This is a genomic window from Gordonia sp. SCSIO 19800, from assembly GCF_018132775.1.
GTDB lineage: Bacteria > Actinomycetota > Actinomycetes > Mycobacteriales > Mycobacteriaceae > Gordonia > Gordonia hongkongensis.
The window spans coordinates 45,214-59,026 of the sequence record NZ_JAGRQM010000013.1 but is presented as its reverse complement, the minus strand read 5'-3'; the positions used below and the strand labels follow the sequence as shown (position 1 = coordinate 59,026).

At 67.8% G+C, this 13,813-nt stretch carries 14 protein-coding genes; 1 reads left to right on the top strand and 13 read right to left on the bottom strand.

The features are described 5' to 3' along the window. Window positions 1–29: 29 nt before the first annotated feature. From KB201_RS15480 to KB201_RS15425, 12 genes are all read right to left on the bottom strand, one after another. Entirely contained in the window at window positions 30–494 is a 465-nt protein-coding gene (locus KB201_RS15480; protein ID WP_211539714.1) for an SRPBCC family protein, read from the bottom strand. Further along, on the bottom strand, window positions 494–1,528 hold the full coding sequence (locus tag KB201_RS15475) for an LLM class F420-dependent oxidoreductase (RefSeq protein ID WP_211539711.1): 1,035 nt from the start codon (window positions 1,526–1,528) through the stop codon (window positions 494–496). The genes KB201_RS15480 and KB201_RS15475 overlap by 1 nt, the downstream gene beginning before the upstream one ends. Further along, window positions 1,525–1,953 (bottom strand): nuclear transport factor 2 family protein, encoded by a 429-nt coding sequence (locus tag KB201_RS15470; RefSeq protein WP_068971281.1) that lies wholly within the window; start codon window positions 1,951–1,953, stop codon window positions 1,525–1,527. Before KB201_RS15470 ends, KB201_RS15475 begins: the two co-directional genes overlap by 4 nt. Continuing rightward, window positions 1,919–2,920 carry a DMT family transporter gene (locus tag KB201_RS15465; protein ID WP_211539709.1) on the bottom strand — a complete coding sequence of 334 codons (1,002 nt, stop codon included), beginning with the start codon at window positions 2,918–2,920 and terminating at the stop codon, window positions 1,919–1,921. Before KB201_RS15465 ends, KB201_RS15470 begins: the two co-directional genes overlap by 35 nt. Beyond that, window positions 2,917–4,053 (bottom strand): MSMEG_0565 family glycosyltransferase, encoded by a 1,137-nt coding sequence (locus KB201_RS15460; RefSeq protein ID WP_211539707.1) that lies wholly within the window; start codon window positions 4,051–4,053, stop codon window positions 2,917–2,919. Before KB201_RS15460 ends, KB201_RS15465 begins: the two co-directional genes overlap by 4 nt. Beyond that, window positions 4,050–4,898 (bottom strand): carbon-nitrogen hydrolase family protein, encoded by an 849-nt coding sequence (locus KB201_RS15455; protein ID WP_211539705.1) that lies wholly within the window; start codon window positions 4,896–4,898, stop codon window positions 4,050–4,052. Before KB201_RS15455 ends, KB201_RS15460 begins: the two co-directional genes overlap by 4 nt. A gap of 49 nt (window positions 4,899–4,947) precedes the next feature. Further along, complete coding sequence (locus KB201_RS15450; protein ID WP_211539703.1) at window positions 4,948–6,378, bottom strand: MSMEG_0567/sll0787 family protein; 1,431 nt, start codon at window positions 6,376–6,378, stop codon at window positions 4,948–4,950. 1 nt (window position 6,379) lies between these two features. Further along, window positions 6,380–7,435: an MSMEG_0568 family radical SAM protein gene (locus KB201_RS15445; RefSeq protein WP_211539701.1), complete on the bottom strand. Its 1,056-nt coding sequence runs from the start codon at window positions 7,433–7,435 to the stop codon at window positions 6,380–6,382. A gap of 543 nt (window positions 7,436–7,978) precedes the next feature. Further along, window positions 7,979–9,250 carry an MSMEG_0569 family flavin-dependent oxidoreductase gene (locus KB201_RS15440; RefSeq protein ID WP_211539699.1) on the bottom strand — a complete coding sequence of 424 codons (1,272 nt, stop codon included), beginning with the start codon at window positions 9,248–9,250 and terminating at the stop codon, window positions 7,979–7,981. Further along, window positions 9,247–9,705: an MSMEG_0570 family nitrogen starvation response protein gene (locus KB201_RS15435; protein WP_211539697.1), complete on the bottom strand. Its 459-nt coding sequence runs from the start codon at window positions 9,703–9,705 to the stop codon at window positions 9,247–9,249. Before KB201_RS15435 ends, KB201_RS15440 begins: the two co-directional genes overlap by 4 nt. Beyond that, window positions 9,698–10,609 carry a carbon-nitrogen hydrolase family protein gene (locus KB201_RS15430; protein WP_211539695.1) on the bottom strand — a complete coding sequence of 304 codons (912 nt, stop codon included), beginning with the start codon at window positions 10,607–10,609 and terminating at the stop codon, window positions 9,698–9,700. Before KB201_RS15430 ends, KB201_RS15435 begins: the two co-directional genes overlap by 8 nt. Window positions 10,610–10,771: 162 nt before the next feature. Then, a complete protein-coding gene (locus tag KB201_RS15425) occupies window positions 10,772–11,296 on the bottom strand; it encodes an MSMEG_0572/Sll0783 family nitrogen starvation response protein (protein WP_004019804.1) in 525 nt (174 codons plus the stop codon). 601 nt (window positions 11,297–11,897) lie between these two features. On the opposite strand from KB201_RS15425, the gene KB201_RS15420 reads away from it, so the two are divergent. Further along, the gene (locus KB201_RS15420) at window positions 11,898–12,584 is read left to right on the top strand and encodes a ZIP family metal transporter (protein WP_211539694.1); all 687 of its coding nucleotides are present in this window, start codon (window positions 11,898–11,900) and stop codon (window positions 12,582–12,584) included. A gap of 109 nt (window positions 12,585–12,693) precedes the next feature. Here the strand turns inward: KB201_RS15420 and KB201_RS15415 are convergent, their stop codons facing one another. Continuing rightward, complete coding sequence (locus tag KB201_RS15415) at window positions 12,694–13,809, bottom strand: alpha/beta hydrolase (RefSeq protein ID WP_211539693.1); 1,116 nt, start codon at window positions 13,807–13,809, stop codon at window positions 12,694–12,696. Window positions 13,810–13,813: the final 4 nt, after the last annotated feature.

Below are 13,813 nucleotides of genomic sequence, written 5' to 3'. Positions count from 1 at the left end.
CCTCGGAACGCTACCCGAGGCGCGGCCCCTCACCGAGAGCCTCGACCGGCCAACAGTCGAGCAGCGCGCTCGAGATCGGCCCGCACGGCTTGCGCGGCCGGCCACCGCGTCGCGGTCAGCACCAGCCCACCGATCGCGGGCACCGTCAGCACCGCCTCGGCGTGCACGTCGGTGCGGGCCTCGCGTTCAGCGAACGTCAACGTGAGGACCGCATCAACGGACCGCCACCGTCCGATCTCCTGCCACCGTCGACGAGACTCACAGGCGGTCACCTCCATCCGCGGCGACACCCCGGGTACGACGGTGACGTCGGTCCAGCTGGTGCCGACGTCACCCGCCCGGTCACCGATCGGCCGCAGGTCGTCGATGCGGCGCAGGCTCGACTGCCATTCCGGTCGATTCGCCGGGTCGGCGAGGTAGTCGAAGGTGACCTCGATCGGGGCGTCGAACGAGACCACCGTGTCGATGACGGTGATGCGGGCGGGGGAGAGCATCAGCGGATGAGCTCCGCGAGTTGTTCGACCTCGGCGACGCTGCCCGGCGACACGAGCATCATCGTCACCCCGCACGACTCCCAGACCTTGATCTGTTCACGCACGTGGTCCAGGTCGCCGACGATCGCCGAGTCGTCCACCACGGCGTCGGGGATGATCTGCGCAGCTTCGTCTTTGCGGTTGCTGCGGAAGAGTGCGGTCACCTCGTCGACGACGTCGGCGTACCCCATCCGGCGGTACACCTCGGCATGGAAGTTGGTGTCCTCACTGCCCATCCCGCCCATGTACAGCGCCAGGAACGGTTTGATCGCGGCGTAGGTGCCCTCGCGGTCATCGGTGACGACGATCTGGGCGGTTGCGCACACCTCGAAGTCTTCGCGACTGCGTCGTGCACCCGGGCGGGCGAATCCCTCGTCGAGCCACTCGTTGTACGTGTCGGCCATACGCGGCGTGTAGAACAGTGGCAGCCAGCCATCGGCGATCTCCGCGGCGAGCGCGACGTTCTTCGGCCCCTCGGCACCGAGCATGACGGGGATGTCGCTGCGCAGCGGGTGTGTGATCGGCTTGAGCGTCTTGCCCAGTCCCGATGCGCCCTCCCCGTCGAACGGCAGGGGATAGTGCGGTCCGGCGCTGCTGACCGGCGCCTCGCGTGCCCACACCTGGCGCATGATGTCGATGTACTCGCGCGTCCGGGCCAGCGGCTTGGCGAACTTCTGCCCGTACCAGCCTTCGACGACCTGCGGTCCCGACACACCCAGCCCGACGATGTGCCGACCACCGGACAGGTGGTCGAGGGTCAGCGCGGCCATCGCGCACGCGGTCGGTGTGCGGGCCGAGAGTTGCAGCACCGACGTCCCGAGCCGGACGCGTTCCGTCGACGACCCGAGCCAGGCCAGTGGGGTGTAGGCGTCGGATCCCCAGGCCTCGGCGGTGAAGATGCTGTCGAAGCCGGAGGCCTCGGCCGCGGCGACGATCTCGGCGTGGTGGGTCGGCGGTTGCGCGCCCCAGTAGCCCAGTTGCAGACCGAGTTTCACTGGCTGACCCCCTCGGACTCCGCTGTGTTCTCTGACTCCGCGGCGGCCTCGGCGGCGATCTGATCGAACTGCGCCCCCATGGCCGCGGCGACGGCCTGCGCACCCGACAGCGGGCGGACCATGACCATGAGGTCGTCGATCTTGCCGTCGTCGTTGACGTGGATGAAGTCGCAGCCGGTGATCTTCTTGCCGCCGACCACGGCCTCGAAGACGAGCGCCGAGTCGTGTCCGCCGGCGTCGTTGATCTCGCGGATGTAGCGGAAGTCCTCGAAGACCCGCAGCACGCCCCGAAGGATGGCCGACGTGATGGCCTTGCCCGGATACGGCTTGAATGCGACCGGACTGGTGAAGACCACATCGTCGGCGAGCAGCGCCCTCATCGCCTGCTCGTCACGCGCCTCGACGGCCTCTCGGAACTGCTTCATGCGTCGACCTCCCTGTCGATGATCCTGCGTCGACGCTAGTGGATGCCGGGCCGGTTGCGGACGGAAGGCGAGGAGCCAGCAGGACGACCAGCGCCGTCGCCAGCATCGCGATACCCACCCACCCGATCGCGGTGATGGATTCGGAGAGCACTCCGACGGCCAGTGCGGTCGCGACAGCAGGCTCGATCAGGGTGATGGTGGTGGCGGTCGAACTGTCGATCCGACCGAGTCCACGACTGAACAGCACGTACCCGAGGAACTGCGGAACCAGGACGAGGTAGGCGAGAACGCCGAGGGTTTCGGGGTGTGCGACCACGGCCGGTACCCCGACCGCGACGACCGGCAGCAGGAACACCCCGCCCAAGCCCATGACCGTCCCGGCCGCGGCGCCGCGCGGCACCGACCTGTTCATGAGCCGACGCATCGCCCACGACAACCCGGCGTAGGTGATGCCCGCGAGCAGGCCGAGGCCGACGCCGAGCGCCGACGACGAGCTCCCGCTGAGTCCGTCCGCATGCGACGACTCGCTCCGCGACACGGCCAACGCCGCACTGCCGACGATGCCGAGCGCGCATGCGATGGTCCACCGCAGGGTCAGCCTCCGCCCGTCGGCCACGCGCTCGATGACCGCCGACACCAGCGGAGCCGACGCCAACGACACGACGGTTCCGAGCGCGACGCCGCCGACCCGCATGGACCCGAAGAAGCAGAGGGGGTAGATCAGCACGCAGATCCCACCGAGAAGAGCGACCCGCCACTGTGCCGTCACCGACGACCACGCGGCCTGAATCCCGCGGGCGTTGACCGCCGCCTGCAACAAGCCGCCGCCACACATGGCCACGGCGCCGACAGTCACGGCACTGAGTTCGGGCGCCATCGCGGCGGCGGTACCCGACGTGCCCCACAGGATGGCGGTCAGGGCGACCGCCAGCATCCCGATGCGTTCGGTCCGACGGGCCTGGCTCATCCGTGGGTGCCGACCGGCGACGCCGGATGGGGGTGCCGCGCATAGAACTCGAGGTGCCGACGTGCCGCGTCGTCCCACGTGAGAGATGCGGCCAGGCTTCGGCCCGACACGATGCGGTCGTGGTCCGGGACGAGGGAGGCGTCGAGGGCGTCGGCCAGTTCGGCGACGGTCGAGGCGTAGGCGACGGTCTCGCCGAACACCTCCCGCAGGATGGGGAGGTCTCGCGCGACGACCGGACGCCCCGCCGCGAGGGCTTCCATCGCGGCGAGACCGAAGCCCTCTTTCACCGATGGGAACGTGAACACGCGGCAGGCGGCGACCAGCGCCGGCAGGTCGTCGTCGGGCACATTCCCGAGCACGATCGGTTCGACGTCGAGTTCAGCTCGCCGACGGTCGAAGTCGGCACGGTAGTCGCGGTAGTCGAACAGGGTCTCGCCGCCCGCGAAGACGAGCTTCAGGCCCGGGTGACGTTCGCGCAGTACGGCATACGCCTCCAGAAGGTCGATGCTGCCCTTGCGGGGTTCGATTCCGCCAACGGCGAGCACATAGTCGCCCAGCTGATCCGACCAGTGTCGTCGTGCCTCGAGAGACTCCGGGGAGTCCGACGCCGCGCTCGCGAAGCGTTCGTAGGCAACGCCATTCGGGATCACCGTCGGATGCAAGTCCCAGCCCTGTTCGACTTCGTCGGCCACCGCACGCGACACACAGATGCGGGCGTAGGGGTTGACGACGGCCTTCTCGTGGCAGTCGACGAGGATCGGTGTCGTGAACTGGTCGAGATGGTGGATCGTGCGGATGCACGTCCCGACGGCGTTGGCGCTGATGCAGTCCTGGGCGTGCACGATGTCGAAGTCGGCCGGCTCGAAGGCGGCCCGCAGGGTGTCGATGGACCGCACGATGCGTTCGGTGATCGTCTCGTTCTCCCGGTCGGGGAACGGGACGAGCCGCACCCGCACAGCCGGATCCACCGCGCGGAAGAAGCCCTCGTCGCCACCGCGGGCGAGCGACCACACCGTCACCTCGGCGCCGAGACGAGCCATCGCCTCGGCCAGGTTCAACGTATGGACGACGCCGCCACGGGGTTTCGTCGAATAGGTCAGGAGAGCGATGCGTAGACTCGGCGTGCCGCTCATCGCTGGTCCGCCGACATCGTCGACCGGTAGGTGTCCGGCCGGAGTTCCGCGAGATGACTCAGGACACGCCGCGCCCGGTTGACTTCGGCGTCGACATCGACTGTCACCGTCGCCATTCCGCCTTTCGATCGCGTGGTCGCCAGAATGTCACCGCCGGGTCCGACGACCTTCGCCTGTCCGAGGAAGCGTAGTGATCCCATGACCCCGGTCTGGTTCGACGACACGACGAACACCTGATTCTCCGCGGCGCGGGCACAGTCGTAGAGGTCGAACAGCCGGGACTGGCGGTCGGCGGGCAGGCGCGCGGCGCGATCGGTGACGCTGGCGGGCCACGCCGACAGCGCCGCGATGATCCGCGCGCCGTCCAGCGCGAGCGTGCGCGCCGACTCCGGGAACGTCTTGTCGTAGTCGATCAGCATGCCCAGACGGCCGACCGGGGTGTCGAAGGAGCCGAACTGATCGCCCGCCGCGTAGGCGAGCGCCTCGCCGGCGGGTTGATGGACCTTGCGGTGCGTGCCCAGGACACCGTCTCCCGTGACACAGACGGCCGTGTTGAACCGCTGGTCGTCGACCGCTTCGGTGTACCCGATGCACACGGTCATGTCACCGGCGGCGGCTGCGATCGCCGCGAGTTCCGGACCGTCCGGGTACAGCGCCGGGGGCAGTTCGGCCGGGTCGGGTCGTCGAAGATCGCCGAGGTATCCGCCCAGTGAGGCGTCGGGGAAGACGAGAAGGTCGACGCCGTCGCGCGCCGCGGATTCGACGATGCCGACCGCTTTGGCGACACCGCGTTCCACGTCGCGTCCGAAGTGCGCGGCGAGGGCGCCGAGGGTGACCGTCCTCATGGGCGAAGGGTACCGGTCGGATCCGTCGGCGGGCCGGGTCGCCGGGGAATCATGCGACGCCCAGCCCGGTGACGGTCGACGCGACGGCGACAGTCGTCTCGCCGTCGGGCCACCGCAGTCGCACGCCCGGTTGGGCGGTCAGCCGGCCGCAGTCGGCGGTTGTCACCGGCTCGGGTGCAGGGACGTCGCGTCGAGCACCGGCACGGTCGGTGCTGAGCATCGCGTATCCCGGGAAGCAGGTGAGCCAGGCACCCATCGACGCGTCGCCGGGGCGCGGCACCGCGGTCACGTCCACTTCTGCACCGGTTCCCGATGCTTCGGCGAGCATGCCGAGCGTGCCGGCGATCCCGGCCATGCTGACGTCCTTGGCCGACGCGGGACGCACCGTTGCGAGATGGGATGTCATGGCGCACAGTTCGTCGCTGCTGCGCGAACTCGTCGAGTCCCACTGCCGGTCGTGATATCCGGGTCGCCAGGAGCCGCCGAGATCCGCGTGCAGGGTGACGGTGTCGCCGACCCGGCCACCGCCCGCGGGCAGGGGACTGGGCGTCGTGCCCAGCGCGGTCACCGACAGCGCAGACGGGACCCCGACCTGCGTGTGACCGCCGAGCACGGGTGTGCGCCATGCCGCTGCGGCCGAGCTTATCCCGCGGATGATTCGGGTCAGATGCGATGTCGTGGGCGCGCCGACGGCGTCGAGGAGACCGAGCGGCCGAGCCCCCATCGCGCTGAGGTCGTTGAGGTTGACGAGCACCGAACACCAACCGGCCCACTCCGGATCGCGTTCGATCATCGACGGGACGATGGCGTCGCAGGCGGCGATGACGTCGGTGCCCGGCAGCGGAACGCCGTCGTCGCCACGGAATCCGGCAGCACCGAGACCGCCCGGTTGGTCTGCGAACGGCGCGAGTGCCTCGGCGAGAACTGCTTTCGTCCCGTCGACTGTGCGTTGAATTCGGTTGAGTGGGTAGCCCATCTCCCGATGCGACCGCTCATTGATCACCGGGCCTGGCCCGCGGTCCTGCCAGCCGAGCCTCGAGAACATCGGTACGTACCGATCCTGGACGGTGGCGTCGAACCGCAGGGCGCCCAGTTGTTCGACGTGCGCGCACGCCGCCCGCACAAGTGCCGGGCCGATCCCGGCTGCCAGGCCAGGGTCGGCGACGACGAGTCGGGAGCCGAACCACCATCCGATGTCGGTGCGCTCGGACCCCGCCCACGGCGTGGCGGCGATCCGCACGCCACCCGCGATCGTCCCGTCGGGCAGTGTCGCGATCAGGACGGTGGTGCGCGGGTCGTCGTCGATGTCATCGACGTCGGTGCGGTCGAAAAGCGCCTGCCGATCGACGAATTCGCGGTGCCGCAGCACGCGATACGCCGCATGTTCCCGCGGGCTGTCCGCGACGGTGATCAGAAACTCCGACCGCGGCGTCGTGCGCGGCAGCCCCGACAGGATCGACAGCTCGCCCCGTGACAGCACGTCAGCCTCCGACCGTCGGCAGGACACTACAGGCACCGCAGGCCGCGCATCCCGCACGCTGCTCCGATCCGGACATCCCGATGAAGCTCAGATGACCGGCCACCTCGCGGGTGATCTTTTCGACGATCGTGGGGTCGGGTGCCGGAGCGTTGTCGACGTCGACGGCGAGGGTTCCCGCGTGACGCCGGAACGGCACGATGAAGGGATACACGCCCATATCGGCGAGTTCTTTGGCGCCGGCGATCATCTCGTCGGTGTCCTCGCCGAGTCCGACCAGCAGGTAGGTCGACACCTGGTTGCGCCCGAACACCCGGACCGCCTCGGCCCACGCCGCCCGGTACTCCGACATCGGTACCGTCGACTTGCCGGGCATCCAGCGACGCCGCACGTCGTCGTCGAGGGATTCGACGTGGATGCCGATGGCGTCCGCACCGGCCTCGCGGAGTTCGGTCAGGACGGCCAGATCTGCGGGCGGTTCGCACTGGACCTGAATCGGCAGTTCCGGCACGGCCGCTTTGATCGCCCGGACGCACCGGGCGAGATGACGGGCCCCGCGGTCGCGTCCACCACTGGTGCCGGTGGTCATGACCATGTTGGTGACGCCGTCGAGATCGACGGCCGCACGGGCGACTTCGGCGAGTTGCTCGGGCTTCTTCACCGCGATCGTCGAGCCGGACTTCAGCGACTCCTCGATCGAACAGAACCGGCACCGCTGGTCCTCGGCGTAGCGGATACAGGTCTGCAGAACTGTTGTCGCCAGAACATTCCGACCGTGCAGGCGAGCGATCTTCTCGTAGCTCACCCCGTCCGTGGTCTGCAGATCGTAGAACCGGGGACGTCCGATCGCGCTGACCTCGACACCGATGTCGACGCCGTCGTACAGCACGCGATCACCGTCGAAGACAAACGGGCTCTGCGGGTTCCGCGGGATTGCGGCATGCAACCCGTCGACCATGAGGTGGCCGTCGTCGCTGGGTCCCGCCCCGCCGGTGCGCTGCACCGGCGGCTCCCCGCGAATGCCGAGCAACGCCAAATCAACTCGCGTGGATACCGTCATGGGTACTCCTTATCCTTTGCTCCCTGAGGTGCGAGGAGCGATAGCGACGAGCCTCGAAGGGCTCGTATGTTCCACTGCTGGTTGAGCCGACTCCGAGCGAAGCGAGGCGTCGAGTCGAAGCCACCCGGTGACCCGCCTCCACCGGTTGACCCGAAACCCGACCCCCCGGGTTGAGCCGACACTCGACCCCCGCTGCGTGAGCTGACACCCGACCCCCGCTGGTTGAGCCGACTCCGAGCGGAGCGAGGCGTCGTGTCGAAGCCACCTGGTGACCCGCCCCGCTGGTTGACCCGACACCCGACCCCCGCTGCGTGAGCTGACACCCGCCCCGCCGGTTGACCCGACACCCGACCCCCGCTGGTTGAGCCGACCCCGAGCGGAGCGAGGCGTCGTGTCGAAGCCACTAGGTGACCCGACCCCGCTGACCCGACACCCGACCCCCCGCTGGTTGAGCCGACCCCGAGCGAAGCGAGGCGTCGTGTCGAAGCCACCTGGTGACCCGACCTCGAAAGCCCAACCCTCGAAGCCCACAGAACCCCAAACCTACTGCGCAACAACCAACTGCGCGCGTCCACCACAAACCGATCCAACAACATGCTCAGCCACATACCTCGCATCGCGGTCGATACCAAGGAACCGCCCCGACCCCCAGGTGTGCATCCACGGCAACCCGACGAAGCTGAGCCCGGGGACTTCGGTGATCCCGCGGGTCTGCATCGGCCGGCCACCGCCGTCGAAGGCGCTGGCCTCGATCCACCGGTAGTCGGGTCGGTAGCCGATGGCCCAGATGATCGAGGTGACGCCTTCGGCCGCGAGATCGAGTTCGGTCGGATCGACCTCGGGCGCCCACACCGGCTCGTACCGCGATGCCTCTGGCGCGTCGATGCCCAGTTTCTCGATGTGTCGGTCGATGTCACCGCAGATCGAGTTGTACACAGCGTCGGCCCGGTCGAGCGCGGCCGTGAGCGTCGGCGCGAACCGCAGCGTCGAGTCCTTACCGTCACTGAGCACGCCGTACAGCTTCATTCCCTCGGTCGCGAATCGTCGGAGGTCGATGTCGCGACCGCCGTCGCGGCCGGTGACGTAGTGATTCGTCTTCTCCTGCGCGGCACGGCCACCGGGGTACTCCTGGGTCGGTGTGTCGTAGAGACCCATGTCCGACAGCCACGTCATGCAGTCGCGGCCGCGATAAAACCGAGCGACTCTCGGCGCGTTGCCGATCGCGAGATGCACCTGCCGGCCGGCGAGGTGCAAGTCCTCGGCAATCTGCGTGCCCGACTGTCCCGACCCGACGACCAGAACCGCACCATCCGGTAGTTGCTCGGGGTTGAAGTACTCCTCGGAGTGCACCTGGTGCACGGCCGGATCCAACGACGATGCGAACGGTGGCACCACCGGCAGGGGATACCCGCCGGTCGCGATGACGGCCTGGTCGCAGGTGAGCGACCGCATTCCGTCGGGGCCGTCGAGGGTCAGCTCGAACCGATCACCGGACAGACGTTGCAGACGAGTGACTTTCGTGTGCTCGACCAACGGTGGCTCAAAGGTCTTGAGCCACCCGTGCAGCCACTCCACGACCTCGTCGCGCGTCATGAATCCGTCCGGATCCGGACCGTCGTAGGAGTACCCGGGGAGCTTGCAATGCCAGTTGGGCGTCACCAGCGTGAAGTTGTCCCACCGCTTGTCGGCCCACGCATGGACCGCGGTGTCGGCTTCGACGACGAGATGTTCGACGCCCGCCTGCCCGAGGTACCAGCTGACCGAGAGGCCGGCTTGTCCGCCGCCGATGACGACGACAGGCACGTGTGTGTTCATGACAGCTCCTCGCTGCTGGTTGAAGCGCCCCCACTGCTGGTTGAGCCGGGCCGGAGCGAAGCGACGCCCCGAGTCGAAGCCACCTCCGCACCCGCGACGCCGGCGCCCCCACTGCTGGTTGAGCCGGGCCGGAGCGAAGCGACGCCCCGAGTCGAAGCCACTTCCGCACCCGGCAACGGCGGGTACATCGACACCACCTCGACCTCAGCCGAATCCGAATGCCGCGCAGCGTCGATGGCGATCTCCTCCGCCGACGCCGCGGCCGAGGTACAGGCGAACCCGAACTTCGCGCGAACCCGCGCACTGGCCTCGTCGAGCGCGGTGGTGGCCCGCGATCGGAAGTCGTCGACGCGGTACGTACCCGGCGCGAGGTGGTCGTGCAGTACGAGGCTGGGGGAGTAGTACTGGCGAAGCCGGCCGTCGGGCCAGCGCACCTGGACGGTCATCTCAGGCATGGGCGAGGTCCCGCCATGCGAAGGCCGCCGAGGCATCGGGATCGGTATCGGCCTCGACGAGCATCCCGTATACCTCAGGCCGACGGTCCCGCAGGTGGAACATGCCGGCCCGCATCGCGGTGAAGCTCTCCGCGATGTCCACCTCGGCGACGGCCAGGCCGCTTCCGAGAAGCGTGGTGTCGAGGATGTTCCCACCGGGGTCGACGATCTTGGCGTTGCCGACGTAGCGCAGCGACCCGAAGGTGCCGCTCTGGTTGGCCGCTACCCAGAACACCTGGTTCTCCAGAGCACGCGCGGTGTCGAAGAGATTGAACCGGTAGGTCCAGCGGTCTTCTTGCAGGTTCTCCGCGGTCGCGGTGCGGGCCGCCGGCCAGGCGGAGAGGCTGGCGATGATCTCGGCGCCCTTGAGCGCCATGATCCGGGCGGCCTCGGGAAACGCTTTGTCGTAACAGATCTGGAGGCCGATCCGGCCGACGGGCGTGTCGAACACGTCGTACCCGGTGCCCGACGAGTACGACATGTTCTCGCCGAGCGGTTGATGGACCTTGCGGTAGCTGCCGTAGATGGTGTCGCCGTCGAGGACGGCGGCCGCGTTGTAGCGGGTCTCGCCGTCCTCGCCGAGTTCACAGAACCCGATCGCCACCACGAGATCTCCGACGATGGACTGCACCCGGGCGATCTCGGGCCCGTCGAGGGAGATCGCCGGCGGCAACGACCGGGCGCTGTTCTTCTGGGTGTCGCCGTGATTACCCAGGGACGACAGGTATCCGCCGATCGCCGCCTCCGGGAACACCAGGAAGTCGACGCCCCGCGTCCGTGCTTCGGCGACGTACTGTTCGATCGTGGCGTAGTTCTGCTCGAGATCGCGGGTGAAGTTCGCCGCGACGGTTCCGATGGTGGTCATGTGATTCCCAAGGTCGGTGATGGTTCTGCGGGTGAGTCGTCTCTGCAGGATGAGCAGGCCAGGCGCATGAGCGGCGCCTGGCCCCTCCGCTGGTTGAGCAGGCGAGGAGCGTAGCGACGAGCCGTGTCGAAACCACTCCCGCCCAACATTTCTGGACCGAGCTCAGACCATGTAGGTCGAGTTGATGATGGCGCCCTTGCGCGCGTAGTGGATGAGCGCGTCCTGGACGTCGAGCGGGTGTGCCGGGATGACGCCTTCGATCAGGTCCTCTTCGCGTCCGCCGTGCAGCGCGAGGCCGAAGCGGCAGCAGAACACGGTGCCGCCTTCGGAGATGAAAGTCTCGAGCGAGTTGTTGATGTTCTGCTCGCCCGGGAATCCGGAGTCGCCAGTCGTCGGGAAGCCTCGTGTGGCAAGGCAATTGATGGCACCGGGTCCGTAGAAGTACATGGCCGATTCGAAGCCCTTGCGGAGTGCGCGGGTGGCCTGCAGTACGGCGACGAACGACACCGACGACTCGTGGGCGATGCCGTGCACGAGCGTGAAGTAGGACTCACCGTTCTCGGCCTGGTAGTCCGGGAAGATCTTGGTGCCGCCATAGATGTTGGAGCCCTTGGGAAGTGAGGGGTGCGGGATCTCCGCCAGCGACGCGGCGATGTTCTCGGTGATGGTTTCGTCGAAAGAAGGCACAGGAACTCCTGGGATGGCGAGACGAGACAGTGTCTGTGAGTGATCGGCCGCATGGCGGCTCGACGTGCGGGGGGTGGATCGGGCATCATTGCCCTCAGTGGTTCGACCGGAGATCCGGTCTCATCGAGTAGCTATTGCTTGCTACGACACACAGTTCACTCGCCATCGATTACCGAATGGTTTCCGGCGGAATAAAGAAAACTCGGATTCGCGTAACACGACCCTGGTCGGTCGACCGACTCGACCAGACATGCCCGCGACATGAAAAATCCGACGAACCGGTCGGGTCGGGGGTCTGACCGGTTCGTCGGACAAGAGCCAGTGTATCCCTCGCCCCTGACGACGGTCCATCGAGGTATCCGCAATTCTGTGACCTGTCGGATTGCAGATACTTCAGCGGTCTCGCTCCCTGACGCGCGAGGAGCGAAGGCGATCCCTATGGGCTCCCTGAGGCGAGACGCGGGGAGCGAAGGCGACCCCCCGGCTCCCTGAGGAGGCCCGGAGCTTGCGGAGGGCGTCACGAAGGGTCCCCGCAACCAGGCCACCACACCTCCGCGCGCCGCACTCGCCATCGCCCGCGACACGTAGCAACCTTGTTCACATGCTCACCGCGGTTCTGTACGGCCTCGCAACTGCCATTCCCATCGCGGTCGGCGCGGCGATCGGTCTGCGCTGGAACCTGCCGAATCCGATCCTGGCGACGCTGATGGCGTTCGGTGCGGGCACGATGATCGCGGCCGTCTCGACCGAACTGTTCGAACCCGCCTTCACCCAGGCCGGCGCGGGGGTGGCGGCGCTCGCGTTGTTCTCCGGGACCGCGGTCTACGTCGTGGCCGACCGGCTCGTCGAGACCAAGCTCGGGTCGTCGGCAATTGGTCCGGCGCTCATGATCGGCGTCTTCCTCGACGGCGTGCCGGAGAACACCGCCCTCGGTGTATCACTCACCGCAGGCGGTTCACTCGTGCTGGTGGTGGCGATCGCCGTCGGCAACGTCCCGGAAGCGGTGAGTGGTGCGTCGCTGATGCGTCGCGAGCACGACGCCTCGATGCGCTCGGCGCTGACGATGTGGATCTTCACCGCTGTCGTCCTGGTGGCGGTAACCGTCGGCGGTTATGCCGTCGCCGACACCATCTCACCGACCGCGATCAGCGTCGTCCAGGCCTTTGCCGGTGGAGCCACGCTTGGTGTACTCGCCAACTCACTGATGCCCGAGGCCTACCGTGAGGGTGGTTGGTGGGTTGGCCTCGCGACCGCTGGCGGATTCCTGCTCGCATTTGTCCTCGGGTGATCACTCCAACTGCCTTACCGCGCCCTTGAGAAGGGCGGATCCCCTGAGGAGGCCCGGAGCTTGCGGAGGGCCGTCACGAAGGGTCCCGCCCAACACACAGCCCACCCACTCAGTGCGTCTGCGCAGCCCCAGGGTCTCCCTCGACATGTCCATCAGCCAACTCCGACAACGCCCGGAACACGCGTTTCGACGCTTCGGCCCACGGCATGAGGATGGGGAAGACGTGGAACATGCCGGGTTCTTCGATGGCGTGGGTGGTCACGTCCGACGCCTCGAGCCGTGCCGCGAAGTCGCGTATGCCGTCGCGGAACATCTCACTGCCGCCCCAGCACACGAACGTCGGCGGGAACCACGACGGATCAGGCTCGCCGTTGATCGGCGACACCCGCGCGTCGTTCGGTTGGACGCCATGCAGGTACGGGGTGACCGGGATGCTCCAGGGGAGGATGTCGTAGGGCGCGTTGTCGGTGATCGACGGGTGGTCGAGGTCGAGATCGATCTCGGGGGAGAACAACGCCAAAGCGCCCGGACGCGGCAAGTCGTGGTCCCGAAGGTAGGCCACCAACGACGCCGCGAGGCCTCCACCGCCGGAGTCGCCGGCGACGATGATGTGGTCGGGGTCGACGCCGCGTCCCAGCAGCCCGCGGTAAACATCTGCGGCGTCGTGAACGCCTGCGGGGAAGGGAAATTCGGGTGCCATCCGGTAGTCGGCGATGAACACCTCGTGCCCGGAGATCCGCACGAGCGACGACGCGAACGCCGAGTACATCATCGGCGAGGTTCCGATGTATCCACCGCCGTGCAGGTAGAGGATCGTCGCGCCGATCTCTTCCTTGTCCTCGCCGTCGTCGACGTAGGCGTCGGAGCTGGCCTTCGCGCGACACCACAGCCCGGGTACGCCGCCGACGATGTCGTCGGTGAGTTCGACGCCGTCGGTCAGCTCGACGAAGGGCGGCATCACGACGCGGCACACGTCGTCGAGGATCTTCTCCATCGACCGGAACTCCTCGATCGGCAGTCCCATCGAGTAGCCCATGAACGCGCGGATGGTCTGGCGGGTGACTGACTGGCCGAGGTTGTCGAGCAGCCCGGACGGGCCCGACCACGGCTTGCGGAACGGCACCCGCGCGAGGCCGTTGATCATGCTCTGCGCGAGTCCGACGACGGTCAGCGCGGTCACCGGCGCCGACGCGGTCTGGACCTCCGGACGATCAGCCATCACCATGCCG

What these genes read in the sequence shown, in the direction of transcription:
- KB201_RS15480 (WP_211539714.1), bottom strand. Translation starts at nt 494, where the DNA reads ATGCTCTCCCCCGCCCGCATCACCGTCATCGACACGGTGGTCTCGTTC.
- KB201_RS15470 (WP_068971281.1), bottom strand. Translation starts at nt 1,953, where the DNA reads ATGAAGCAGTTCCGAGAGGCCGTCGAGGCGCGTGACGAGCAGGCGATG.
- KB201_RS15465 (WP_211539709.1), bottom strand. Translation starts at nt 2,920, where the DNA reads ATGAGCCAGGCCCGTCGGACCGAACGCATCGGGATGCTGGCGGTCGCC.
- KB201_RS15460 (WP_211539707.1), bottom strand. Translation starts at nt 4,053, where the DNA reads ATGAGCGGCACGCCGAGTCTACGCATCGCTCTCCTGACCTATTCGACG.
- KB201_RS15455 (WP_211539705.1), bottom strand. Translation starts at nt 4,898, where the DNA reads ATGAGGACGGTCACCCTCGGCGCCCTCGCCGCGCACTTCGGACGCGAC.
- KB201_RS15445 (WP_211539701.1), bottom strand. Translation starts at nt 7,435, where the DNA reads ATGACGGTATCCACGCGAGTTGATTTGGCGTTGCTCGGCATTCGCGGG.
- KB201_RS15440 (WP_211539699.1), bottom strand. Translation starts at nt 9,250, where the DNA reads ATGAACACACACGTGCCTGTCGTCGTCATCGGCGGCGGACAAGCCGGC.
- KB201_RS15435 (WP_211539697.1), bottom strand. Translation starts at nt 9,705, where the DNA reads ATGCCTGAGATGACCGTCCAGGTGCGCTGGCCCGACGGCCGGCTTCGC.
- KB201_RS15430 (WP_211539695.1), bottom strand. Translation starts at nt 10,609, where the DNA reads ATGACCACCATCGGAACCGTCGCGGCGAACTTCACCCGCGATCTCGAG.
- KB201_RS15420 (WP_211539694.1), top strand. Translation starts at nt 11,898, where the DNA reads ATGCTCACCGCGGTTCTGTACGGCCTCGCAACTGCCATTCCCATCGCG.
- KB201_RS15415 (WP_211539693.1), bottom strand. Translation starts at nt 13,809, where the DNA reads ATGGTGATGGCTGATCGTCCGGAGGTCCAGACCGCGTCGGCGCCGGTG.